This window comes from Vibrio sp. 1580 (genome assembly GCF_033340055.1).
In genome coordinates, this window is record NZ_JAWOVT010000009.1 from 142,689 (window position 1) to 165,672 (window position 22,984).

At 43.2% G+C, this 22,984-nt stretch carries 22 protein-coding genes and 1 other RNA gene; 14 read left to right on the plus strand and 9 right to left on the minus strand.

The window, feature by feature from the left end; genetic code table 11:
- Positions 1-47 precede the first annotated feature (47 nt).
- Positions 48-644: a nucleotide exchange factor GrpE gene (grpE, locus tag R7093_RS15875; RefSeq protein ID WP_021034134.1), complete on the minus strand. Its 597-nt coding sequence runs from the start codon at positions 642-644 to the stop codon at positions 48-50.
- 146 nt (positions 645-790) lie between these two features.
- Here grpE and nadK point away from each other — a divergent pair, with 146 nt between their 5' ends.
- The 5 genes from nadK (at position 791) to bamE (ending at position 6,068) form a co-directional block, all read left to right on the plus strand.
- The gene (gene nadK, locus R7093_RS15880) at positions 791-1,675 is read left to right on the plus strand and encodes an NAD(+) kinase (RefSeq protein ID WP_005381631.1); all 885 of its coding nucleotides are present in this window, start codon (positions 791-793) and stop codon (positions 1,673-1,675) included.
- A 265-nt stretch (positions 1,676-1,940) separates the two neighbouring features.
- Positions 1,941-3,131, plus strand: coding sequence for a DUF3103 domain-containing protein (locus R7093_RS15885; RefSeq protein WP_080960088.1), 1,191 nt, complete (start codon positions 1,941-1,943; stop codon positions 3,129-3,131).
- Positions 3,132-3,297: 166 nt separating this feature from the next.
- Positions 3,298-4,962 (plus strand): DNA repair protein RecN, encoded by a 1,665-nt coding sequence (recN, locus tag R7093_RS15890; RefSeq protein WP_047102122.1) that lies wholly within the window; start codon positions 3,298-3,300, stop codon positions 4,960-4,962.
- Positions 4,963-4,983: 21 nt separating this feature from the next.
- Entirely contained in the window at positions 4,984-5,466 is a 483-nt protein-coding gene (locus tag R7093_RS15895) for a GNAT family N-acetyltransferase (protein WP_086046555.1), read from the plus strand.
- Positions 5,467-5,708: 242 nt separating this feature from the next.
- Positions 5,709-6,068, plus strand: coding sequence for an outer membrane protein assembly factor BamE (gene bamE, locus R7093_RS15900; RefSeq protein WP_017820585.1), 360 nt, complete (start codon positions 5,709-5,711; stop codon positions 6,066-6,068).
- 101 nt (positions 6,069-6,169) lie between these two features.
- Here the strand turns inward: bamE and R7093_RS15905 are convergent, their stop codons facing one another.
- Both R7093_RS15905 and R7093_RS15910 read right to left on the minus strand, forming a co-directional pair.
- Positions 6,170-6,529: an RnfH family protein gene (locus tag R7093_RS15905; RefSeq protein WP_064376794.1), complete on the minus strand. Its 360-nt coding sequence runs from the start codon at positions 6,527-6,529 to the stop codon at positions 6,170-6,172.
- Positions 6,519-6,962, minus strand: coding sequence for an SRPBCC family protein (locus R7093_RS15910; RefSeq protein WP_005381641.1), 444 nt, complete (start codon positions 6,960-6,962; stop codon positions 6,519-6,521). Before R7093_RS15910 ends, R7093_RS15905 begins: the two co-directional genes overlap by 11 nt.
- A 119-nt stretch (positions 6,963-7,081) precedes the next feature.
- Between R7093_RS15910 and smpB the strand changes: the two genes are divergently transcribed.
- From smpB to R7093_RS15925, 3 genes are all read left to right on the plus strand, one after another.
- On the plus strand, positions 7,082-7,567 hold the full coding sequence (smpB, locus tag R7093_RS15915; protein WP_318146733.1) for an SsrA-binding protein SmpB: 486 nt from the start codon (positions 7,082-7,084) through the stop codon (positions 7,565-7,567).
- 66 nt (positions 7,568-7,633) lie between these two features.
- Positions 7,634-8,001: a transfer-messenger RNA gene (gene ssrA / locus R7093_RS15920) on the plus strand.
- A 111-nt stretch (positions 8,002-8,112) separates the two neighbouring features.
- Positions 8,113-9,846, plus strand: coding sequence for a site-specific integrase (locus R7093_RS15925; RefSeq protein WP_241771828.1), 1,734 nt, complete (start codon positions 8,113-8,115; stop codon positions 9,844-9,846).
- A 50-nt stretch (positions 9,847-9,896) separates the two neighbouring features.
- On the opposite strand, the gene R7093_RS15930 is transcribed toward R7093_RS15925, so the two are convergent.
- From R7093_RS15930 to R7093_RS15945, 4 genes are all read right to left on the minus strand, one after another.
- Complete coding sequence (locus tag R7093_RS15930; protein WP_258623027.1) at positions 9,897-10,394, minus strand: RNase H family protein; 498 nt, start codon at positions 10,392-10,394, stop codon at positions 9,897-9,899.
- A 168-nt stretch (positions 10,395-10,562) separates the two neighbouring features.
- Complete coding sequence (locus R7093_RS15935; protein WP_029856999.1) at positions 10,563-11,174, minus strand: hypothetical protein; 612 nt, start codon at positions 11,172-11,174, stop codon at positions 10,563-10,565.
- A gap of 769 nt (positions 11,175-11,943) precedes the next feature.
- Positions 11,944-12,144: a hypothetical protein gene (locus R7093_RS15940; RefSeq protein ID WP_005479249.1), complete on the minus strand. Its 201-nt coding sequence runs from the start codon at positions 12,142-12,144 to the stop codon at positions 11,944-11,946.
- Positions 12,145-12,291: 147 nt separating this feature from the next.
- On the minus strand, positions 12,292-12,936 hold the full coding sequence (locus R7093_RS15945; protein ID WP_025553968.1) for a recombinase family protein: 645 nt from the start codon (positions 12,934-12,936) through the stop codon (positions 12,292-12,294).
- A gap of 531 nt (positions 12,937-13,467) precedes the next feature.
- Here R7093_RS15945 and R7093_RS15950 point away from each other — a divergent pair.
- Positions 13,468-14,499: a macro domain-containing protein gene (locus R7093_RS15950; RefSeq protein ID WP_116920602.1), complete on the plus strand. Its 1,032-nt coding sequence runs from the start codon at positions 13,468-13,470 to the stop codon at positions 14,497-14,499.
- 30 nt (positions 14,500-14,529) lie between these two features.
- On the opposite strand, the gene R7093_RS15955 is transcribed toward R7093_RS15950, so the two are convergent.
- Positions 14,530-15,111: a DarT ssDNA thymidine ADP-ribosyltransferase family protein gene (locus tag R7093_RS15955; RefSeq protein WP_025553966.1), complete on the minus strand. Its 582-nt coding sequence runs from the start codon at positions 15,109-15,111 to the stop codon at positions 14,530-14,532.
- Between the two features lie 856 nt (positions 15,112-15,967).
- On the opposite strand from R7093_RS15955, the gene R7093_RS15960 reads away from it, so the two are divergent.
- Complete coding sequence (locus tag R7093_RS15960; RefSeq protein ID WP_053302978.1) at positions 15,968-16,453, plus strand: DUF6795 domain-containing protein; 486 nt, start codon at positions 15,968-15,970, stop codon at positions 16,451-16,453.
- Between the two features lie 691 nt (positions 16,454-17,144).
- Here R7093_RS15960 and R7093_RS15965 read toward each other — a convergent pair.
- Positions 17,145-17,708 (minus strand): porin family protein, encoded by a 564-nt coding sequence (locus R7093_RS15965; RefSeq protein ID WP_005381668.1) that lies wholly within the window; start codon positions 17,706-17,708, stop codon positions 17,145-17,147.
- A gap of 398 nt (positions 17,709-18,106) precedes the next feature.
- Between R7093_RS15965 and R7093_RS15970 the strand changes: the two genes are divergently transcribed.
- The 4 genes from R7093_RS15970 to R7093_RS15985 all read left to right on the plus strand — a co-directional run bounded on the left by R7093_RS15970 (position 18,107) and on the right by R7093_RS15985 (position 22,983).
- The gene (locus tag R7093_RS15970) at positions 18,107-18,988 is read left to right on the plus strand and encodes a LysR family transcriptional regulator (RefSeq protein WP_065274214.1); all 882 of its coding nucleotides are present in this window, start codon (positions 18,107-18,109) and stop codon (positions 18,986-18,988) included.
- A gap of 120 nt (positions 18,989-19,108) precedes the next feature.
- Entirely contained in the window at positions 19,109-20,644 is a 1,536-nt protein-coding gene (locus R7093_RS15975) for a bifunctional GNAT family N-acetyltransferase/carbon-nitrogen hydrolase family protein (RefSeq protein WP_205460836.1), read from the plus strand.
- Positions 20,645-20,847: 203 nt separating this feature from the next.
- Positions 20,848-21,435 (plus strand): DedA family protein, encoded by a 588-nt coding sequence (locus R7093_RS15980; RefSeq protein WP_005383738.1) that lies wholly within the window; start codon positions 20,848-20,850, stop codon positions 21,433-21,435.
- A 180-nt stretch (positions 21,436-21,615) separates the two neighbouring features.
- On the plus strand, positions 21,616-22,983 hold the full coding sequence (locus tag R7093_RS15985; protein WP_318146734.1) for a Na+/H+ antiporter NhaC family protein: 1,368 nt from the start codon (positions 21,616-21,618) through the stop codon (positions 22,981-22,983).
- Position 22,984: the final 1 nt, after the last annotated feature.

The following is a 22,984-nucleotide window of genomic DNA, read 5'->3' on the forward strand; positions in this document are numbered from 1 at the left end:
ATCAAAAATGATGGGCGCTTTTATATTTAAAAAACAGGTAGTTAAAGTTACTTAGCAACCATTACCATTGCCGGACGAATCACACGGCCGTTTAGTTCGTAACCTTTTTGCATAACAAACATAACAGTGTTTGATTCATGATCAGGGCTCTCCTGAATCGACATCGCTTGATGGAACTCTGGATTGAATGCTTCACCTTCAGGGTTGATTGCTTTCAAGCCAAATTTCGCCACAACGTCTACAAACGTTTTATGTGTTAGTTCAACGCCTTCTAGGAACGGCTTCACAGTTTCATTCTCTGTATCTGCCGCTTGAATTGCACGCTCTAGGTTATCAATAACAGGAAGCAGCTCTTCTGCAAACTTGTTCAACGCAAACTTACGTGCTTTATCGATCTCTTGCTCAGTGCGACGACGCATGTTTTCTACTTCAGCTTTAGAACGCAACACCGCATCTTGTTGCTCTTTTACTTTTGCCTCGCTAGACAATAGTGCCGCTTCTAGTTGAGCAATCTTAGCGTCTGTCTCATCACCAAGCTCTTCAAGCTCAGCTTCAACTTCTTGTGCTTCAGCTTCTACTTTTTCAGCCTCTTCGATGATTTGATCAAGCTCTTCTTCTGTAACTTTGTTTTCTTCGTTGCTCATGATATCTCCAGAATTCAACATAATGCCCTTAAAGCCATGCGCGTTTTTGCGGGCTTTAACCACATAAAAATTCGCATATTTAGGTGACTTGCCATTATTATGGGGATGAAGATTCCTGATTCAAGCCTCTTTAATGCGGAAATGCTATGAAAAATCCATGTAACGTGATCGCGATTATCGGAAAACCAAGAGATCAACAAGCAATTCAAACTCATAAAGAGTTGTACCAATGGTTGACCTCTGAGGGCTATAAAGTATTCATTGACGATCGCCTTGCCGCAATACTGGATGATATCCCACAGAGTCAGTTTGCTAGCTTAGTTGAACTAGGAAAAAATGCCGATCTAGCCATTGTGGTTGGTGGCGATGGCAACATGCTAGGTGCAGCAAGAATTTTATCCCGATTTGATGTACCAGTTATAGGCGTGAACCGTGGAAATCTGGGCTTCTTAACTGACTTGAACCCAGACGACTTCCAAGCGTCTCTGCAAGCGGTACTCGACGGTGAGTATATTGAAGAGGAGCGTTTTCTTTTAGAGGCGGAAGTACACCGCCACGGACAAATAAAGAGTCATAACGCTGCGCTAAACGAAGCCGTACTTCACCCAGGGCAAATTGCCCATATGATTGAATTTGAAGTGTACATAGATGAAAGCTTCGCCTTCTCTTTACGGGCCGACGGTTTGATTGTCTCCACTCCGACTGGCTCGACGGCATATTCACTTTCTGGCGGCGGCCCAATTCTTTCTCCTAGCTTGAATGCCATTTCACTCGTGCCAATGTTCCCGCATACATTGTCGAGTCGACCTTTGGTGGTTGATGGAAAACGTCGAATTAAATTGGTGGTATCACCAGAAAACCGTGGAACACAAGAAGTTAGCTGTGATGGACAAGTCTCACTTCCAGTTACCCCTGGCGACGAAATTCACATCTATCAAAGTCCAAATGTACTAAAGCTCATCCATCCAAAAGACTACAGCTACTATCACGTCTTACGGAATAAGCTTGGCTGGTCTAGTAAATTGTTCTAACACTTGTTACTCAGGGTAATAACTTCAATAAAAAAGCCAGCAGCTCAATTGCTACTGGCTTTTGGCTTTCTTAGACAAGAAATAGACACAAAGTAGTGAGGCGACACGATATTTGTCATCATTAAAGAGAAGCTTATAAATTTTGATCCTGTGGGCAAACTTTACACAAAAGATAGAAAAGCAAATTCAATGATCTATGTCCGGTGATATTCTCACCATGAATAGAGTATTAACTCTATTTCATACAATCAATAAAGGACATATTATGAAGAAAACCATCATTCTGTCTGTTCTCAGTACATTAGCACTTATTGGCTGCCAATCAGAGGAAACGCAAGTCAACAGTGTGTCCAATGCAAAAGCGGAAGATATCACTAAGACGAAACGGGCCCTAGCTCAACAATTGAGTGAGAATTATGCTGCCATTGAACCCATGCTGAGAAGAGATATTACTCCGCAACAGACTAACGTGTCTGTATCAGCATTTGTTAAGCAAAACCCTAACTCAGAGTTCAGCCGCCAGCTTGTACAAGCTGACACTCAAATTCGTAGCTGGAAAGGTATTTCTGAATACTCTGATCAGTTGTTAGAAGTTCGCTTGGCAAATGAAGCCATGATAACAGCATGGCAAAGTGGCGAGGTCGAGCCATTATTTGCATTTGAACCAAGTGGTGATGATGAGAATTGGCAATACATCGAAGCATTTGATGTTTATGGCAACATCCATCAACTCGATGTTTACCAGCTCCCTGAGGTACCTGTACTTGTCGTTGATAACAATAGCTCTGCAGAGCTAAAAGCAGGCTTGCAAGCTATGCAAGCTGAGATGAAAAAACTCGGTCAACCAGCTTTAGTTCAACCATATATTGCTGATGAACAACGCCAAAATACACCGCTATTGTCAAGTAGCGCAGTGGGCGAAGCGGCTCCAATTCAAACCACGCAGTTGAAAAAGATCCGTCTAGCCGATGACAAAGAACCTTGGATCTCTGGCAAGGCAGAAATCTACGCTATCGTAACGGGCGTCAATCCAAGTCGTGATGAGCCTACTCTCGATTTGGTGGAGCTTCCATACTTAGACTACGATAACCAAGATTACTATCCAAATCAGATCATTATTCACTGGTCTCGTTACCGCTGGGGTGCGGCAGACATTGTGCTCATGGAGCAAGATGACGGCACAGACTATAAACAATTGGCAAAACTCCTTGTTCAAGTTGCCGAAGAAGTATTGAAAGCGATTCCAGATCCAGAAGTTCAGGCTTACGCGATTATTCCGCAAATCACGAACAAGATCATCGACACTATCCCCGATGGTGTACTCACGAATGATGATGACTTCGTCGACGTTTACTACACTCTAATGCAAGACACTTTATACGTGGATCACCCAGGTGCAGGTGTGAATGCAGTCGTCACACTAGAACCACTAACGATTAACCCAACTCGTCCGTAACCTGTTCAACTTTAATGAGTCGTTGTAATCACATCGGCTCATTTTTCCCACTTCATCACAAAAAAACAGCCTACAAAGAAAATTTTCCTTACCCGACTTTACTGTATAAAGAAACAGTATATACTGTTCTCTTATACAGTATTGTTCAGTTATACAGGTAAATAAAATGCTGGCTCATCTAAGTGTTAATAATTTTGCGATTGTTAAGTCTTTACAACTCGAGCTTTCTAAGGGCATGACCACCATTACAGGTGAAACAGGCGCGGGTAAATCCATTGCTATTGATGCTTTAGGGCTCTGCTTAGGCGGACGAGCCGATGCCGGCATGGTGCGACAAGGTGAAGAGAAAACCGAAGTTAGCGCCGCTTTTTTATTGGACAACAACTTACATGCAACACGTTGGTTAGAAGATAACGATCTGCTAGATGGCAGTGAGTGTATTTTGCGTCGTATTATCACAAAAGAAGGCCGCTCAAGAGCCTTCATTAATGGCAGCCCTGTTCCACTATCACAGCTCAAATCTCTAGGGCAGCTACTTATCAATATCCATGGGCAGCACGCTCATCATCAATTGATGAGAAGTGAGCACCAAATGGCCATGCTCGACCAATATGCTGGGCATTTAAACCTACTAAAAAGCACACGAAGTGCTTACCAGCATTGGCGTCAGGCGGATAATAACCTCAAGCAGCTAAAAGAAAATAGCCAGCAAAACCAGGCGCAAAAACAGTTGCTTGAATACCAAATCAAAGAACTGAATGAGTTATCGCTAGGTGAAGAAGAATTTGCAGAGCTCGAGCAAGAGCACAAACGACTATCCAACAGTGGTGAACTCGCCACTACCTGTCAGCAAGCCATCGAACTTATTTACGAAGGTGAAGAAGTCAATGCGCTTGGTATTTTGCAATCGGCCAATCACTCCCTAATTCAATTAGCCGAATTAGATGAAAAGCTATCTGAGCTACCTAACATGCTGTCAGAAGCAATGATTCAACTTGAAGAAACGAAGAATGAATTACGCAGCTACTTAGATGGCATCGATGTTGATCCAGCTCGTATGGCTTATGTAGAAGAACGTTTTTCTAAAGTGATGTCTGTAGCTCGTAAACACCACGTAATGCCAGAAGAACTCTACCAGCATCATCAAGATCTTCTGGCCCAAGTAGAAGCGTTAGATTGCTCCGATGAACGTTTAGATGAACTTGCTCAAGAAGTAGAACACAAGTACCAAAGCTTTCTAACACAAGCAGAAAAACTGCACAAATCACGCAGCCGTTACGCAAAAGAACTGAACAAACTGATCACACAAAGCATGCACGAATTGAGCATGGAGAAAGCAGTATTCAGTATCGAAGTTAGCAATGACAACACGCACCCATCGCCGCTTGGCATGGACAGCGTGTGCTTCTTAGTATCGACCAACCCGGGACAACCATTACAACCTATAGCAAAAGTTGCGTCAGGCGGTGAGCTATCACGCATCTCTCTAGCGATCCAAGTGATCACCGCTCAGAAAGTAGATACACCAAGTTTAATCTTCGATGAAGTGGACGTAGGTATTAGTGGCCCAACAGCTGCCGTAGTGGGCAAAATGCTACGCAAGCTTGGCGAATCTACTCAGGTATTGTGTGTCACTCACCTCCCTCAAGTTGCCGGATGCGGCCATCAACAAATGTTTGTAGCTAAGCAAACCAAAGCAGGCCAAACCGAAACCCAAATGCACGCATTAGATGAACAACAACGTGTGGCAGAATTAGCTCGCTTACTTGGGGGTAGTCAAATAACCGACTCAACGTTGGCAAACGCAAAAGAACTGCTTATCGCCGCTTAATAAATCGACAAGGGATGAGAAATGGATATCAGAGCAATACACAAAACCAACTGCTTAGATCTCATCCCTATTTTTATTGAGTTAGAACATTACTACTTCAAAGAAAAAGCTTCATCAAAACACGATCTGGTCCATTATCTAAAGAACCAAGTTTTCTCTGAACATTCTGGCGTTCATATCATTGCGGTTTACGATAATGATGACGTCGTAGGCTTTGCATCTTATACCATCATGTTCCCTGCCCCAAAACTCTCAGGGCAGATGTACTTAAAAGATCTGTTCGTATCTTCGAAGGTTCGAGGAAAAGGGGTTGGTCTCAAGTTAATGAAGTATCTGGCATCTTTGGCGATCAAGTGTAGATGCCAAAGGTTGGACTGGACAGCTGAAAGTAGTAACCCTACCGCAGGTCAGTTTTACCGCTCAATTGGTGCAACACTAATTCATGAAAAAGAGTATTATCGTTTTTCAGGTGATGCATTACGCGAATTCGCCAAAACCGACTAACGAGTCACTAGGCTTTGCTCACCGCTGAAAGCGTCCATCACCCTACTTCCGATTGAAATTTGCTCTTCGTCACCTAACTAATACGTCATGTGGTGACATTTACCGCCTAATATCGGTGAATAAATGCAACTCAACTCAAAATTCGTTGTCAGATTGTCTACCATACGACGCATAGCTTTTTACATCTGCGTCGAGCTTGTTTATTATCAGCGCAGTATTTTAAAGGTTACTAAGAAATTATTATGCAATTAAAGAAGTGGTTAGTTGCCGTACCATTAGCAATGACATTGCTGACAGGATGTTCGGTATTGGAAAGACTGGTTTATCGTATTGATATCAACCAAGGCAACTATGTAGAACAAAGTGCGGTTGATAAATTAAAGTTTGGGATGACTAAAGCACAGGTTCGCTTCGTATTAGGGTCGCCAATGCTTATTGAAAACGGCTATCCAAACACTTGGTATTACATCTATCATCATACTCCTGGCCATGGCGAACCAGTACAGAAAGATCTGATTGTAAACTTTAATGACCAAGGCACACTCGCAGACATCAGTGGTGACTTTCCAAAAAGTGACGCATTTTACGAGCAAATTCAGTAAACTGACTTTTGCAAAAAAACCTCCCGTTTGGGAGGTTTTTTATTATATAGAAATCACGTTAGTCAAACTTTGAGTAACTCACATGAGCTATTGGGTTTATATTAATCCTGCTTATTTTTACGTACAGTACTAGGCTTGCCACCGGTGACTGGGTCTGCACTTCCCTCGGCTTTAGCCTGCTCCGCCCTTTTACGGCGAATCTCTTTCGGATCGGCGAGTAACGGACGATAAATCTCTATTCGGTCTCGATCTCGAACGGTCGCATCCAACTTCACGTTACGACTAAACACACCCACTTTGTTCTTGGACAAATCAATTTCAGGGTACAACTCCAATACACCGGATTGTCGAATGATCTCTTCTACCGTTGCGTGATTATTTACCACTAAGTTAAATACACGCTGTTCATGAGGAAGAGCATAGACAACCTCAACGTGAATCATATCTGACTCAATACTCATAACACTCGTAGACCTGTTTTGCGCGTTTAGTAAATGCATTTACCATATTACTAGTAAGCTCGTTAAAAATCTTACCGAAGGCCATCTCAATCATTTTACTTGAGAATTCAAACTCAAGCTTTAGTTCAACCTTGCAAGCTTGTTCATCTAGCGCGGTAAAAATCCAACCACCACGCAACGTCTTAAACGGGCCATCCACCAAGTTCATCATAATTGCCTGACCGGGGATCAACTCATTTGAAGTCGTAAACGTTTTGCTGATTCCAGCCTTCGCCACATCGACAGAAGCCACCATACCATTCCCCGAAGACTCAATGATTCTAGAGCCCGAGCAACCAGGCAGAAATTCAGGGTATTTAGCAACATCATTAACCAGATTGAACATCTGTTCGGCGCTAAAAGACACAAGCGCAGAACGGCTGACTTGCTTCATACATACTCCTATCGATACATGTACAGATTTAAAGCTACTCGCCAATTTTACTTTTATTCCACGATTGCGCAAATAAAAGGATTTCCTATCCGATATCCAACCCGTATAATGACGCTATTATGGCAAAGAAAAAAACGAAACAAAAAGCGGGTAGCAATACTATCGCGCTGAATAAAAAAGCTCGCCACGAGTATTTCATCGATGATGAAGTCGAAGCTGGCTTGGAGCTCCAAGGTTGGGAAGTGAAAGCCCTTCGCCAAGGTAAAGCCAATATTTCTGAAAGTTACGTATTTATGCGTGACGGTGAAGCCTTTGTGAGTGGCATGACAATCACTCCTTTAAATCAGGCATCGACACACGTTGTGGCGAATCCTACACGTGTGCGTAAACTACTAATGAGTCGTCGTGAGCTGGATAATCTATTCGGACGTGTAAACCGTGAAGGTATGACATTAACGGCCCTCTCACTGTACTGGTCTCGCTCTTGGGTGAAACTAAAAATTGGCGTAGCAAAAGGTAAAAAGCTGCACGATAAACGTACGGATCTAAAAGAAAAAGACTGGGCAAGAGAAAAAGCACGCGTAATGAAGAGCGCGCTGCGTTAATCTTGACCACTTAAACGCATAGTACTGGACAGCCAATGCTTTTCTGTTACTATGCGAATATTACCTGGGGCTGATTTAGGATTCGACGGGAATTCAGAAGTCTGAGGTGCATGCCGAGGTGCGGTAGGCCTCGTTAACAAACCGCAAAAAAATAGTCGCAAACGACGAAAACTACGCACTAGCAGCTTAATAACCTGCTAAGAGCTCTCTCGCCCTAGCTTCCGCACGTAAGACGGGGATCAACGAGGGATCAAACCCAAACGCGCTAGCCCGGATTCTCCCGCCTGAGAGATGAACGGCGAATTTTAATTCAGGCTAGTCATTCATTAGCGTGTCGGTTCGCAGGTGGGTGGCGAAATTAAAGATCGACTAAGCATGTAGTACCAATGATGAACGGTTTTCGGACGCGGGTTCAACTCCCGCCAGCTCCACCAAACATCATGTAAGCCTCTGATTTTTCAGGGGCTTTCTTTTTATATATGCCTATGAAAAGAGAAATTGAGGTACATCCTGTTCTACATATGGACGGAGATGACACTTTGCACATGACACAACGGGCAAACGGTAACTGGTACTATCAACGCCGTATCCCAACCCATTCTCAGCCATTCTTTGGCAACAAAAAGTCCATCAAAATCTCACTGCGCACCAAGTCTGTCGCAGAGGCTCGTGTTAGAGCGCGTCAGCTATCTGTAGAGCATGACGTCCTATTTGCGCAGCATGAGACTCTCGCAACAACGACAAGCAAACCTAAAGGCTACGCAAGTAACCCACTTGAGGTGCTCGTTGACGTCAAAGCTAGCCAAGCTCAACACAAAGAAATCACTCAAGCGACGTCTGGCAACCTAGTAGGAACTCAGAGCTTACTACACGCACAAGTCTTTACTGCGCCACTAAAGGAGCGTGAGAGCGTCTTTACGGGTATTGAGGCAATGAGAGATGATTTATGCGAACTAATGTGCGACCTTGCCGAAAATAGATTGAGTGAGTATGACGCCAAGCTTTCGCGCTCATGGCGTATCATTGAGGGTGCGATGGAGTCAGAGCACTACGAGTACTTTGTAGAGCAACCATTTGAAACTCAAAGACAACTTGTCATCGAGAGCTGTAGAAAGTCGATACAAGGATTATCCTCATTAACTACTCAGCTCACAGATGTGATGGCAGAGCGTCTTGAGTTACCTAATGCGTCTGATACCTACCTTCATGAGCTAAGGGGAACGCAAGCTCCTACGGAGAGCGAACATCAAAGCTTGCTGTTATCTGAATGCGTAGAGCTTTACCTCAAGGATAGAGAAAAAGACAACATGCAACCCAAGACCTTTGAAAGCTACAAGGCTCGTATGCGACTCATGCTATACATCTTGGGCGACCGTCCTATTGACTCTCTCAAGCGTGCTGATGCTTTGATGTTCAAGGATAAACTCTTGCAGTTACCAGCGAACCTCAACAAAGTGTCGAGCTTTAAGGGCTTACCTGTTGATGATGTCATTGCTCTCAAACCGACACCGATGGCAGTGAGCACAGCAAATGACACAATGACTGGTGTTAGCTCATTCTTCGACTGGTGCGTGTTGAATGAGTACGCGTCCAAGAATGCCTTTAAAGGACTCAAAGTAAAGACCAAGAAAAAGGCATCTGATGAGCGTAGCGCGTTCACTGAGTCTGACTTAAAGACCCTATTTCAGCATCCATACTTCCAAGGAGGTGAGAGTAAACACCCACACTATTACTGGCTACCTGTACTAGGGCTTTATACAGGTGCTCGTCTCAACGAGTTGTGTCAGTTGCATGTATGTGACGTTCGTAGAGATGATGAGAGCGGACTTTGGACTATGACCATCACCAATACTCAAGAAGACCAGAAAACCAAGAATATGAGTTCAATTCGCACTATTCCACTGCACCCTAAATTAATTGAACTAGGGTTCGTTGACTACGTACAGAACCTCACTCATGAGCGCGTCTTTCCTGAGCTTAAGAGAGGAAGAGATGGGTATGGACAAGCACCATCCAAATGGTTTGCTCGCTTCCGTGACAAAGTGCTGCCTAACGCCAAGAACGAACATAAGGCTTACCATTCTTTCAGGCACACTTTCATCAACGCCCTGAAGCAATCAGGCGTATCCCGCAGTCATGCAGCAGCCTATGTGGGTCATGGGGACGGAAGTGAAACGTTTGGACGGTATGGTAAAGCTTATGTCGCATCAGCATTAGCTCCTATATTGGACAACATTACGTTCGACTTCGACATAAAGCCCTATGTACTACCTAACTAGTACAAATTAAAAGGTAACACCTGACGTCTACCCAAGTGTTACCTTTCATTTTACATTTTACCTTCGGCTGCTTGTCTCGCTAAGCAGTCTGAATGCTCATTACCTTTGACGCCAGAGTGACCAGCTACGTGCTCAACGCTAACACGTGGACGAATAGCTTTAAGCTCATCTATCAGCATCCATAAGTCCTGATTAGCGACAGGCTTCTTGCTTGAGTTGCGCCAAGCGTTACGCTTCCAGCTATCAAGCCATTCATTGAAGCCCCGCACACAGTACTGACTGTCACTAAAGACATTGTCCCCCTCACCTGCTACAAGTAAGGCAATGATGAGAGCCAGAAGCTCAGCCCTTTGACTGGTGACACCACCAGCACTGCGAACGGAGGATGAGAACTCCTGAATGCAATGTCCAAGAGCGTCGTAAACAGCGACACCAACACCCCCTTGAAGACACCCGTGCTGATTGTCTGGTGCTGAACCATCGCAATAGATACTTAGTGGGTGCTGAGCGTTGTGTAATAGATGTGTCGTTTGAAGTTGTGTATTCATATTGAGTCCTTAATCGTAAAGCCACACCGAAAGCCCCACATAGCCAACTACACCAACGAAAGACTCGTAGTGACTAGCTGACAGCATGGCTTTGCGGTTAAGCGTTGGGTTTGAAGTGAAGTAGACCTTGTGGTGGCCTATTGTGGGTTGTGGAGATCTGAGGGTTAATCAGGCAGCTTGGAGTGATAGCGCTGATGTGGCATGTATCGAGCGTTTAAAGGTAATGCTGTAGTTCGCACCTTCATCACCACCTAAACACACGATATAGCCGTGGTGGTCAAGCCGCTTTAGCGACTCTCGAATAGTACGAGGCTTGAGCCTTAGAGCTTCTTCAAGCGTCGACATCGACACGATAAGATACTTTGCCCCTTTCGGTAGCATTCGTTCAGCAACAGTAAAGACTCGCTTGTCGCTAACACTGAGCCTGTATTGAGACTCACTTTCAGGGATTGTTGTCTCATGACGAGGTATCCCATACATTTGTGCTAACTGAGACGCTACCTTACGGCAAACAGATAAGTACAACGCAATGGTGCGCTTTGAATACGACTCGCGGCTTAGTGCTTTGAGACTGACATTAAGACGCCTTTCAAGACTGTCATAGGTAAGTGTATCGAGCGTCTGAAGCAATCGAAAGATTCGGCTTCTAGACAGCCCTCGACCTACCCCAGACAAACGACAGGCGTTATCAAAGACGGCCATCTGGCGACGACTAAGGTCTGAGTACTCAAGTGCACAAGCAAGCTTATCTTTCAGCTTTGAGTTGTTTACATACGTCATATCAAGTCCTTTAAAAACAATCAATTACAGAACAATCCTGCAAGACTGCAACATATATAAGAAAGGCATTGAGTAGTTACTTAGAGCTAGGCTGAAGGAAGGATGATTGAGAGTTAAGACACAGAACTTTAAGTCTGTCTTAGAGCTACTTTAAGCTCTACTTTAAGTAAGTGATTGTTATTGTTAATAACTACAATCACGTCTTTAAGATAGTCTTTAAGACAGACTTTAAGTATCCACGCCCTACACCAGCACGTCTTACAAGCTTAAAGCTTCCCTTAAAGAGAACTCTTAAGCTTTGCGTCTGGTGCATGTATTGCTCTTTGTCTCTCTGCTTGCCCAAGGCATTAAGACTCACTCTCTATGAAGCCGAGAGGTTACGAGGTGATGGCCTTGAAGCCCACTCAGTGCGTGACTCTGATGTGTGACTTCTTGCTGTGGTTTGGCGGCTACAGTCCGCATTGGGTTTGTTCTTATAGGCAGTCGTAATTACAGGTTATTAACACAAAAAAGGGGAAATAAATTAATTTCAGTCACTTAGCGTCTTTACATCTAAATAACACTTACATCCCTTTTAGTGTGACATTCCCTAGTTAAACCAGCTTACAACCTCACCGTATCGGGCTGCGCCCTATAGGCAGTCGTAATTCGATTGGCATTGCGTTGAGACTCAAAGAGAGCGTAAAGGCAGGGGATGAGAGCGTTGATACCTCGATGGTTTGACCTAACTAAAACAGACAAGGGCAGGCGTTGCACCCGCCCAAGTGACCTAGATAAGCTCGGCGTTAACCTCTGCCATGTAAGGCGCTAAGACATTCTCAATGCCATTTGTAGCGTCCTCAAAGACACCAAGCTCTACTAACGCTTTAACATGCCCCCACACCTCTTGGTGCAGCTGCGAGTCTTGCGTTGTAAGCAGCGTTTGAGTATCAAGATGATTAGAGGCTTTAATAGTTAAGACGTCGTTCATATCAATGCTCCTTTGTGCTTAAGGTGAGCTAAAGATACCGAAACTCAACTTGGTTGTGTTATGTGTAGTCACTAGTGAGTGCAATAAATTGAATATGGTCACGCAAGAGCTTGCTAAGTGAGTACTTATTGTTCAATCAGCCGACACTTAGAACACGGTGCCAGCTTCAACCGCCTTCTTCTTCACTCTCTGTACGGTACTTGCATTACAGCCAAGCTCCTGAGCGACACCACGGATAGACTTTCCCTCAAGTAACAACTCAATGATACGCTGATGCTGCTTGGTATTAGCTTTGCGTCCTTGGAACTTCTCAGCCCACTTCGCAGGGTTAGCTTTAAGCGCTTGTCTTCCAGCCTCAGCCGACGCTAAGCGATTCTTACGCTCTGCCGCAGCCATAGCCGTGAGCATGGTAATCTGGATGTCAGTGACCATGTTCTGCATGTCATCATCTTTGCTTGAGTATGAGAACGTCAGACCTTGGTTGATAGTCTTAATGCACACACCCCTGTCGAGAAGCTCACGTATAGTCGATTCAGCGTCTCGATAGTCACGCCCTAAACGGTCAACCCACCATACGACTAGAGTATCTCCTTTACGTAGCTTACCAAGAAGAACCGATAGCCCTGCCCTCTCTTTAGCTGGCACAGTACCCGACACTTTCTCTGTCGTAATCTCCGCATCAGGGTAAAGCTTTGAGATGTCACTCAATTGGCTGTCCACGTTCTGCTCCTTAGTCGACACACGGACATAAGCAAAGACCATTGAGTTACTGTCATTGGATTGAGTTGTCATTGTCATACCTCGAACGAGTGCTTTAGGTTGCCGTGTGCTTAACTTATTGTATGCATATCGACAAGTCAACACCTAAAACACACAAAAATAACACCCTTAGAGTGTATGCATTTGGGCATAACCTAATGCATTCAAAGGTCTTATCTATAACTTTTTCCGACTGGATTAAACATGCTTTTGCAAACTTCAAGCTCTAGTTTTTCTGATAGCTTAAACAAACCAAAAACCTTCCTACTTACCAAACTAAAAAGGGTATGGGGGGAAAGCCCAAAGTATATATGTATAAAGATGCCTCCAAATTTTATGCATAAATAATTCAGAGTAGTCCCCTCGCAGAAAACGAGCCTTAAGTAGACTGCTACATATGATATTCACCTAAATGTACAAACAGATCTCATTTAAGGTTGATTGAACAAGCCAACATTCTCATTAACAAGTAGAATGTCAGGTGTTAATCTTCCAGCACGATTCTTGTTGATTGCTATTTGTATTTGAATATCAATGCTTTCTAACCTTTGGTAACTATTTTCAATGATTGTATATGTAAAAGGCGACCTGCTTAATGACAGTGCCGATGCACTCGTCAATGCTGTCAATACTGTTGGAGTTATGGGTAAAGGCTTGGCTTATCAGTTTAAAGAGAAGTTCCCTGAAAACTTTATCTCATATAGAAAGGCCTGTGAAAACAAGGAGCTGACTGTAGGTAAGGTCTTCACATATAAAGTAACTGAAAGGTCGACTCCTAACTTTATTCTTAACTTTCCCACAAAAGCCCACTGGCGAGGAAAGTCTAAAATCGAGTATATCGAAGAAGGCTTGAAAGACTTAGTTGAAGTGGTGAAGCAGCATAATATCGCGACTATCGCTCTACCAGCTTTGGGAAGCGGTCTGGGCGGCTTGCCATGGAGTCAAGTCGAACGACTAATCGTAGATATTCTGGGAGAAGTAGAGGACGTTGAATGGAGAGTATATGCCCCAAATAACCAACCTCCGACATCTAAAAAACTTAGTCTTACTGCTGGTCGTGCAGCGCTACTCTTTGCGTTTAATAGTTATATGCGAGCTTCAAAGAAGAAACAGCTAACTGAGCTAGAAGCGCAGTCTTTGGTTTACCTACTAAGATACAGAGGTCTGGTCCTTAACAAACTCGATTTTAATGAGTTTAGAGATGTTCCATTTTCACTTGTTCTGCATGATGCTTTGAAAACAATGGATGGAAGTCTGCTTTATATATCGGGAATAAACAAACCTCTAGACAAGACTTATATTACCTTAGAACCTAAAGTCTTAGCAGAAGCCAATCAATTAATAGGCGCTGAAACCAGACAGAAAAAGCAAATAGCAGAAGTTGAGAGTCTGATATCAGGCTATGAATCCAAAGAAGGCATGGCAATACTATCCACAGCTCTATGGACCGCGAATATTGAGAATAATTTCGAACGAAATAAAGAAGAAATTGTGCCTTTGACATTAGAGTTAATGTCTAGACAAACAGGAGTTTCTGAGGGGCTTATAAAGGGAGCATTTGCGCGTCTAATAGAAGAACAATGGCTCCCAAGTTGAGTATGCTAGACCACTGTAATTGAGGCCGAATTAGCGTCTTCTGGGAAACATTCTTTCGTTAACGGTCACATAAATCCGAATATTGAAGTCTCTGAGTAAAGCTTCCACTGACTCTTTAACATCTTCTGTGGCTACGTAAATTTGGCTAAAATGGGCTGGACTGACAACTATCGGAGATAAGCATTCTGCCATACAAACACTTCGACACTCATCATCGCGATAATTTCTTTGCCCCATTAAATCCCAATTAATAGCTTCCATACCTTCGTCATAATCCAGTAAGTTGAAGTTACCATTTAGTGGATGCCTCGGAGATATTGTCCACCCATTTTCGCGAGCATAATCCCTTAATACTGTGATGTAGATAAAATCTGTTCTGGGGTGGTTAATGTAGACCCTACCATCGAAAGGATTATCACAAAAGAAATGAAAAGGGACCATTTCATCCAATCCGTGTAGTGCTCTATTCGCCAAAATTTCAGGGTCTGCAACATCACGGAATCCCCGGACATCACGTCTTGGAAGCAATCCTTGCTCAAGGATACTTTCCAAATTATCCAAAGCGGTAAAGTGGTAAAGCAACCTTTTGTTTCTATAATCTCTCTGTACCATGCTGATTCCTTTTTGCACATCTTAGGAACGACCAGCATAATCAAAACACAACCAAATGCATACGATATCAGTTCCATATTTTGATGCCACCCATGTATTTCAGTTGACATTTGAAATGAACCCCTCAGCTATCCATCACCAAAACCAACCAGTCAATCACTCCATTCTCTAAAGCTCACATCTCATTTCAACTCCCAAGTGGGGAACTGAACTAGCAGTGTTCTACAAGGTGTGCTACATTTCGAGTAAACCACTGGTGTACCCTCCTTGTATATCAGAGACTTACAGAGGGAAAGGCGACGAACTCTCGAATCCCGCCAGCTCCACCAAACGTTTGGAAAAGGCCACCTTCGGGTGGCCTTTTTTGTATCAACTAAAATAGTCTCTTTTTTCAAACATTCATGCTTTCTGAAATCTTACTACATGGATTACCGCATACCTTTGGCCCATGTAGGTTTACAAACTCGTTGAGTATTAATCAGTAAACAAGAAGTTCATAAGTACTAATCAAAAAGGCAGAAAGCATGGTACTAAAAGCCCTGCAACTTAAAAGTCTTCTGCTTACCTATCCTTTCTAAGAGATAACTAGATCTAAGTCTAAAGTCTATACTCATCTCCCTCGATGAATTGATTGATGTATTCATTGTTAGTCCCTACTCGCTTGTTTCATTACAACTCTATAGATGTAATGACTACAAACAGTAGTTACAAAAAATAATGTAACTCTAATCACAAAGTTAACCTTAGATATTGAACAGAAACACAACATATATAGATTTTTAAATTTCAAAATGAAAATATTGTTGTGAAAAATTAAGTTGCTGGAATTATTACAGTCATATTAGTGAGCATTGTAATGAATTTTGAAGAAAGTAAATTGAATGACGAACACGTTAATCAATACACACCGCAAATCAATGGTGTGTTAACAAAGAAAGGAAAACCACTTAGTAGCCTAAAGGTTAGCCTTAGTATTGGTTTAAGCATGTCAGGGAAATCAATAGACTTATCAACATTCACAGACAGTACTGGTCGCTTTGAGTTTTCTCCAGTCTATGAAAATAAAGACGTCATAAGCACTCCTCTCATTGATCGCTATGTAACTATTGTTTTAGTCGCAGAACTCAGCAATGATGAAAGTACTATTATTTGGGAAGGAAGCTTTGATGGTTATAAAATAGAGGATTACGTAAAAAATAACATGGCTAACCTTGCTTGTGACACTGAGAACCCTCTTAAGTACTTTGCTTTTTCAATTGATGATGAAGAAAACGATGACTACTACGTGAACAGCCAATGTAACTTATTTGGTTATATAGACTCTGACTTGTATGGAAATTAAATAATGCACTCATGATGCAACTCCAGTTCCTATGTCTCCTCTTTGGCCATTCATTCACGGGGGCATTGAGTATCGGTTAGAAGGAGGTTCTGGTATCGACTTCCACGCTCATGGACTAGGAAAAAATCTGTTCCGGGTTATGTCAATAACGCTACAAGTAATGAGTGATCGGCACTACAATCTAAGCCTTAAACTTATCTAGAACGCAACGTATTTCTTGACTTCAACAATAGATATAATGCTCGGATGACTGATGGTTGGGTAAGTAAAATAGTCTCTTCAATTTTGACCTTATTAAGAATTTCAGGTCTGGGTCATATAATACAACAAATAGCAACTGTAGGCCTTACTGCTTGGGATCAACTAGCTAAAGCTATGGCGTACATCTCAAAACTAAAAAACGAGTATACAGAACACGTTCGCGGTATTTTAGGTCACATGAATGTAATGTCAGGTAGCGCAGCGATCGACCTATCGAGTATTACTTATAGAGTGATAAAACTTTGTTTTTCGAGACTAGTAAGAAGGTTAGATAGTCATGTTAGAAATGCTCTAAATATAGTAGAGTGACAGTAAAAGGCACGAACAATTATTCTAAAAACCGCTCTATTATCCTCAACTAGATTGAGTTCAGAAAAAGCGAAGCTATTTAGGCTTCGCTTTTTATTAGGGCTTAGAGTTGTTAACAATATTAAAATCTATATTCCACACCTAGTGATGCTTGGTTAAAGTCTGTTTCCGTGTTTGCACCGTTCGCGACATTCTCCGCATTGAGTTCTACGTCGTACCACATATATTCTGCGTTAACTAAGAAGTTATCAGTAACTTTAAAACCCACACCGGCACCAGCGAATACACCTTCATCATCTTTGTTGCCTTGGAAGCCCGCAACGTTGTAATCCGTCGAGTACCACATTTGACCGCCTTTTGCGTAAAGGTCGACACGATCAGCAATGGGAGCGGTAACTTTTAGAGCCGCGGTATAGCCGTCCGTTTCGGCATTTGCTAGGTTATTACCATAGCTACCGAAATCAATGTAACCACCCTCCAACGCTAAGTAAGGATTAAAACGGTAACCAACTAAACCTTGAATAACATCGCTGTCATCATCAAAGTCATCTTGTCCATCAACTTTTAAGTAACCGTAGTTGGCGCCAACATACACACCATGATCGTTGGAGTCCGCAGCATGTGATAAAGTACTAAACGTTGCTAAAGAAAAAAGGCTAATCAAAGTAACAACATTGCTTTTCATTTCGTTCTCCTAATATAAGTTCCATTGAAGGTTCGAATAGTAAAGAGCAAATGCAATGCCAACTTTAAATTAATGAAAAATATATTTAATTTTATAGAATACTGACAATCCTCTAAAGATCGCCGAACAAAAATAGAAAAAAAGAGCTGTCTGTTTACTTTATATAAACAATACTAAATTGAGGTTAATCGCTGATGTGAAAAAGATTCTTGTTAATTTGTAGATTTTTCAAAGAAATTAAATAAACATCTAAAATACTCTTATAGATTAATCAGTCAAAAAATGCTTAGCTAGTTTTTATAAGAAAGGAAGCTAATCACACATACGTTGCATCTTACTTTGCTTCAAGCCATGAATATTCTACTCTTTGCCTAAGCAGAGTTTAATGGAACTGAAGTATGTTAAAAGGCAGTGAATACCCTTCTATTCGAGCATTAAGGACGTTTGTCGCGGTCTCTAATTACCTCAGTTTCTCTAAAGCAGCGGATGCACTATGTATTACGCAAAGCGCAGTAAGCAAACAAATCGCATCGCTGGAGCAATTGGTGGGTTTACCTTTAATACAAAGAGGGGCGAGTGGTATTGAGTTAACCGAAGAAGGCAAGCGTTATCTGCCGCAAGTCACAGAAGCTTTGGAGCTTATTCAGCATGCAACTGCCAACTTAATCCAGTCAGATTCAAAGCAAGAATTACTCACCGTGGACGTAACCCCTTCTTTTGCCAGTCTTTGGTTGATACCTAATATTGATGACTTCCACCAGCAACATCCTAACATCCGAGTAAGAGTCTGTACCGGGGATGGGAACGTCAAAGATTCGAGCAACGAAAGTGACTTACATATTCGCTGCCTTCCATTATCCACACATTATGAATACAGCCACTTACTGTGCGAAGAAACATTGTTATTAGTCGGTTGCACAAATGCTCCTGCAATTGAGAGTGTGCACGCTGTTAGTAATTATCCGTTTATACCTCAAATCACTCGCCCTCAGCTATGGGAGCAATTTAAAGCGGTCTACACTGTAGAATCTCCCGTTACCTATCAACCTGTAGGCGTCGAACATTTTTACCTAGCTTGCGAAGCTGTCAGAATGGGAAAAGGGCTCGCCTTGCTTCCTGATTTTATGGCGCAGTATTCGATTTTAAGAGGGGACATTCAGCATGTTCTCAACCTCTCTTTACAGAGCGGTTATGGTTATTACGTGATGATTCCAAATTATCGACTTTCAGCTAAAAAAGTAGTGGCATTTCACGAATGGCTGAAGAGCAAGCTAAGTTAATGTTGTTTCTTTAAACTCGTTTAGGTAAACCAAAACAACTCAAAGACTTCGGTATCTGTCTGCTCAAATTTATGGCATTCTCATCCATACTATTTAAAAAGGATAAATGGATAGTAGGATATGGACAGCAACACGCCAAGACTCTCTTTACGCACCATTGAGCCGACCGATTACCCAGAGCTCGCGGAATTAATGGACCTTGTTTTTCCTGATGTTGGTGGCTCATGGCCACGCCTGACCATCATGGATCTTATTCATCAGTTTCCTGATGGACAAATCTGTATTGAGGACAACGGAAAAATTGTCGGCGCAGCGCTAACAATCAAAGTGGACTACAACCGATTTTCACTTCCTCACCTGTACACCGACATCATCACCGAGAACAACGTCATCCAAAACCAAGTGACCGGTGACGCCATGTATGGTCTCGATGTATTTGTTCACCCGGACTACCGTGGGCTGCGTTTAGGTCGCCGTCTGTATGATGCGCGTAAAGAGCTTTGCCGTAGTAAGAACTTCAAAGCAATTTTAGCCGGTGGTCGCATTCCTAATTACCACCAATACGCAGATGAACTGAGCGTTGCAGAGTACATCGACAAAATAAAACGCCGTGAGCTTCACGATCCTATTTTGTCTTTTCAGCTTGCAAACGACTTCGATGTAAAACGTATTATGCGCGGTTACTTGCCAGAGGATAGTGCTTCTAAAGGCTACGCAACTCTGCTGGAGTGGGATAACTTCTTCTACGAAGAGGATATTCAATCCGTACATGATGTAGAAAAAACGCTGATTCGTATTGGTGTTGTGCAGTGGCAAATGCGCGCCATGAATGACTTAGAGGACTTGCTCGATCAGGCTGAGTTCTTCATTTCTTCTCTTGCGAACTACAAAGCCGATTTCGCCCTATTCCCTGAATTCTTTAACGCGCCGCTGATGGGCTTGCAAAACGACCAAAATTCCGTCGAAGCAATTCGCTTTTTGGCTAGCTTTACAGAAGAGATCAAAAACCGCTTCTCGCAGATGGCCGTCACCTACAACATCAACATTATTGCAGGCAGTATGCCCGTCATCGAGGATGGCAAGTTGTATAATGTGGCCTACTTGCTGCAACGAGATGGTGAAATAAACGCTCAATATAAAATCCACATCACGCCTCATGAACAAAGAGACTGGGTGATCGACGGTGGTGACAATGTTCAAGTGTTCGAAACCGATGCAGGCAAAGTCGGCATACTGATTTGTTATGACAGCGAGTTCCCAGAGTTGGGAAGAATGCTCGCCGAGCAAGGCGCACAAATTGTGTTCGTTCCTTTCTGGACAGACACAAAAAATGGCTACCAACGAGTACGAATCTGTTCCCAATCACGAGCCATCGAAAACGAATGCTACGTTGCAATTGGGGGCAGTGTCGGCAACTTACCTCGTGTTGATAATGTCGATATCCAGTACGCACAATCTGCCGTATTTTCACCGTCGGATATCTATTTTCCACACGATGCGACCTTAACAGAAGCAAGCGCCAACACCGAAATGATAATCTTCGCTGATGTTGATTTGACTAAGTTGAAACAGCTTAATACCGAAGGCTCTGTCACCAACTTACGTCATCGCCGCCTTGATTTGTATGGCGCATTCACCAAAGCCAAAGAGTCATAAGGATCTCCCTAGTTCGCCGCTACCAAAGAGCGTGGCGGCGAGTAAAGCCAGCTGCAGGTTGATTCTGCGCAATTATCAGAGGCATGTCAGTTTTCTCAACGGTGAGAAACAAGAATTGACCCAATAGGACATTCGGAGTATCACTCCAACTTCGTTCCGCTTTTATTAGGGGAAAGCTTTTGGAACATATTAACGAACTTCTCATGTCAATGAAGCCTTTGCTTGAGCAATATGGCTACGTTGCGCTGATTGTCAGCATATTTCTAGAAGGGATAGGTATCCCGATGCCTGGTCAATCACTGATGATCGCGGCATCTTTGCTCTCGTCAGAACAAGTCATGAACCTAAGTATGGTAATGATGGTATCGTGGCTGAGCTGCTTTTTTGGTAATACCTGTGGCTACTTAATCGGTTATTACTTTGAGGGGTGGTTAGATAAAAAAGGCTACATTTCCGGCCCGAAGATGCAAACGCTTCAATTGACGATCCAGAAATACGGCCCTACGTGCTTGGTCGTCAGTCGCTTTATTGAAGGAATGAAGCAATTTATGCCTCTTGCATGCGGTATCGCGAAAATGCCACGTAGAGAGTTTTTGCTCGGTAACGCCCTCGCGGCAACGGTTTGGGTATTGGTATTCAGCTTGTTAACTCACTTTGCATTTGAACATTTAAGCGTGTTGAGCAACCTGTACACCGAATACAAATATCTGGTATGGGCATTTGCTGCTGTCTTATTTACGTGGATGGTTTTAGGTATTGTTAAACGCAAAAAAGCCAAATCAATGCAATAACGACAGTCTCTTCATTAGCGCATAACTAAAGCTCGTGGTATCAGTGAGATACGCAACACGAGCTTTTATCTTTTTCTTTACGTGTAAAATTTAAACAGCCATTTAGACGTCTAGACGTTGACAATGTAGAAATGTGATATTAGTCTGCTCTTCTCTCTTATCATTAACATTGTCGTTTACATGTCCGGTTCCCAACAAACTACTAAAACAGTTGCACCGTCTGCGGTCGCACTGATCCCATTAATTGTATTCCTTGCGCTATTTATTGGCGTAGGCACTTACTTATCTTTGCAAGGCGTGGAATTTGCCTTCTACCAGCTGCCTGCACCCATCGCGGTATTACCAGCCATCATCATTGCGTTTCTTTTAAGTAAAGAGAAACTTAACCGCTCAATCGAACACTTCATGCGTGGTGTTGGCCACCCAGACATCATCGCAATGTGTATGATCTATCTGCTTGCAGGTGCCTTTGCTGCGGTAGCAAAAGCCTCTGGCGGTGTTGATGCAACAGTAAACCTTGGTTTATCCGCTATTCCAACCAGCATGATTTTACCGGGCATTTTTCTGATTTCTGCTTTTATCGCAACAGCAATGGGTACTTCGATGGGTACCATCGCAGCCGTTGCTCCCGTAGCGTTGGGGATTGCTGAATCAGCAGGAATGAGCTTACCGTTAACCGCAGGCGTTGTGCTGAGCGGCGCTATGTTTGGTGATAACCTTTCTATCATCTCTGACACCACCATCGCGGCGACACGCTCTCAAGGTTGTGAGATGAAAGACAAGTTTAAAGAGAACATTCGTATTGCTTTACCTGCGGCGTTGATCGCGATTGCAGTGTTCGCTTTCAACAGTACCGCGACTCAAGTGCCTGAAACTGGCGATATTGAGTGGCTAAAAGTCTTGCCGTACATCACTATTTTGATCCTAGCGGTATCTGGTGTGAATGTGTTTGTGGTTCTGTCGATTGGCATTCTTTTGGCTGGCGGCGTGAGCTTGGCATCGATTGACAATTACGGACTAACTAATCTAGCCCAAGACGTATACAAAGGCTTTGGTAACATGCAAGAGATCTTCTTGTTATCCATGCTGATTGGTGGTTTGAGTGAACTGATGCGTCGCCAAGGTGGTCTTGCTTTTCTAACAAATTTCGTTAGTAGCCTTATCCACGCGTTTGGCTCTAGTCACTCTAAGCATGCGAACAGTCGTGCAAGCGAGCTAGGTATTGCAGGTTTGGTATCAATGGTCAATGGCTGTACGGCAAACAACACCGTAGCCATCATTGTATCGGGCAGCGTTGCTCGCCAACTGGCGGAAGAGAATAATGTCTCTCCTCGCCGCTCAGCAAGCTTGTTAGACATTTTCTCATGCGTGGTGCAAGGCGTGTTGCCTTACGGTGCTCAAGTACTGCTGCTAGGTTCCGTGTTCAACCTCTCGCCACTTGAAGTAGTTGCCAATTCTTACTACTGTTTTGCATTAGCGATAGCGGCTGTTGTCGCGGTGTTTATCAAACATCCCGCTCGTCAACCTTTAGCGCAAACTGAGAACTAAC

Excerpts from the sequence above, each read along its gene's own strand:
- smpB (WP_318146733.1), top strand. The coding sequence starts at position 7,082 with ATGGCAAAGAAAAAAACGAAACAAAAAGCGGGTAGCAATACTATCGCG.
- R7093_RS15955 (WP_025553966.1), bottom strand. The coding sequence starts at position 15,111 with ATGGTACAGAGAGATTATAGAAACAAAAGGTTGCTTTACCACTTTACC.
- bamE (WP_017820585.1), top strand. The coding sequence starts at position 5,709 with ATGCAATTAAAGAAGTGGTTAGTTGCCGTACCATTAGCAATGACATTG.
- R7093_RS15910 (WP_005381641.1), bottom strand. The coding sequence starts at position 6,962 with ATGAAGCAAGTCAGCCGTTCTGCGCTTGTGTCTTTTAGCGCCGAACAG.
- R7093_RS15975 (WP_205460836.1), top strand. The coding sequence starts at position 19,109 with ATGGACAGCAACACGCCAAGACTCTCTTTACGCACCATTGAGCCGACC.
- R7093_RS15965 (WP_005381668.1), bottom strand. The coding sequence starts at position 17,708 with ATGAAAAGCAATGTTGTTACTTTGATTAGCCTTTTTTCTTTAGCAACG.
- R7093_RS15970 (WP_065274214.1), top strand. The coding sequence starts at position 18,107 with ATGTTAAAAGGCAGTGAATACCCTTCTATTCGAGCATTAAGGACGTTT.
- R7093_RS15935 (WP_029856999.1), bottom strand. The coding sequence starts at position 11,174 with ATGACGTATGTAAACAACTCAAAGCTGAAAGATAAGCTTGCTTGTGCA.
- R7093_RS15950 (WP_116920602.1), top strand. The coding sequence starts at position 13,468 with ATGATTGTATATGTAAAAGGCGACCTGCTTAATGACAGTGCCGATGCA.
- nadK (WP_005381631.1), top strand. The coding sequence starts at position 791 with ATGAAAAATCCATGTAACGTGATCGCGATTATCGGAAAACCAAGAGAT.
- R7093_RS15930 (WP_258623027.1), bottom strand. The coding sequence starts at position 10,394 with ATGAATACACAACTTCAAACGACACATCTATTACACAACGCTCAGCAC.
- R7093_RS15905 (WP_064376794.1), bottom strand. The coding sequence starts at position 6,529 with ATGAGTATTGAGTCAGATATGATTCACGTTGAGGTTGTCTATGCTCTT.
- R7093_RS15985 (WP_318146734.1), top strand. The coding sequence starts at position 21,616 with ATGTCCGGTTCCCAACAAACTACTAAAACAGTTGCACCGTCTGCGGTC.
- R7093_RS15895 (WP_086046555.1), top strand. The coding sequence starts at position 4,984 with ATGGATATCAGAGCAATACACAAAACCAACTGCTTAGATCTCATCCCT.
- grpE (WP_021034134.1), bottom strand. The coding sequence starts at position 644 with ATGAGCAACGAAGAAAACAAAGTTACAGAAGAAGAGCTTGATCAAATC.
- R7093_RS15960 (WP_053302978.1), top strand. The coding sequence starts at position 15,968 with ATGAATTTTGAAGAAAGTAAATTGAATGACGAACACGTTAATCAATAC.
- R7093_RS15885 (WP_080960088.1), top strand. The coding sequence starts at position 1,941 with ATGAAGAAAACCATCATTCTGTCTGTTCTCAGTACATTAGCACTTATT.
- R7093_RS15940 (WP_005479249.1), bottom strand. The coding sequence starts at position 12,144 with ATGAACGACGTCTTAACTATTAAAGCCTCTAATCATCTTGATACTCAA.
- R7093_RS15945 (WP_025553968.1), bottom strand. The coding sequence starts at position 12,936 with ATGACAACTCAATCCAATGACAGTAACTCAATGGTCTTTGCTTATGTC.
- R7093_RS15925 (WP_241771828.1), top strand. The coding sequence starts at position 8,113 with ATGACACAACGGGCAAACGGTAACTGGTACTATCAACGCCGTATCCCA.
- recN (WP_047102122.1), top strand. The coding sequence starts at position 3,298 with ATGCTGGCTCATCTAAGTGTTAATAATTTTGCGATTGTTAAGTCTTTA.
- R7093_RS15980 (WP_005383738.1), top strand. The coding sequence starts at position 20,848 with ATGTCAATGAAGCCTTTGCTTGAGCAATATGGCTACGTTGCGCTGATT.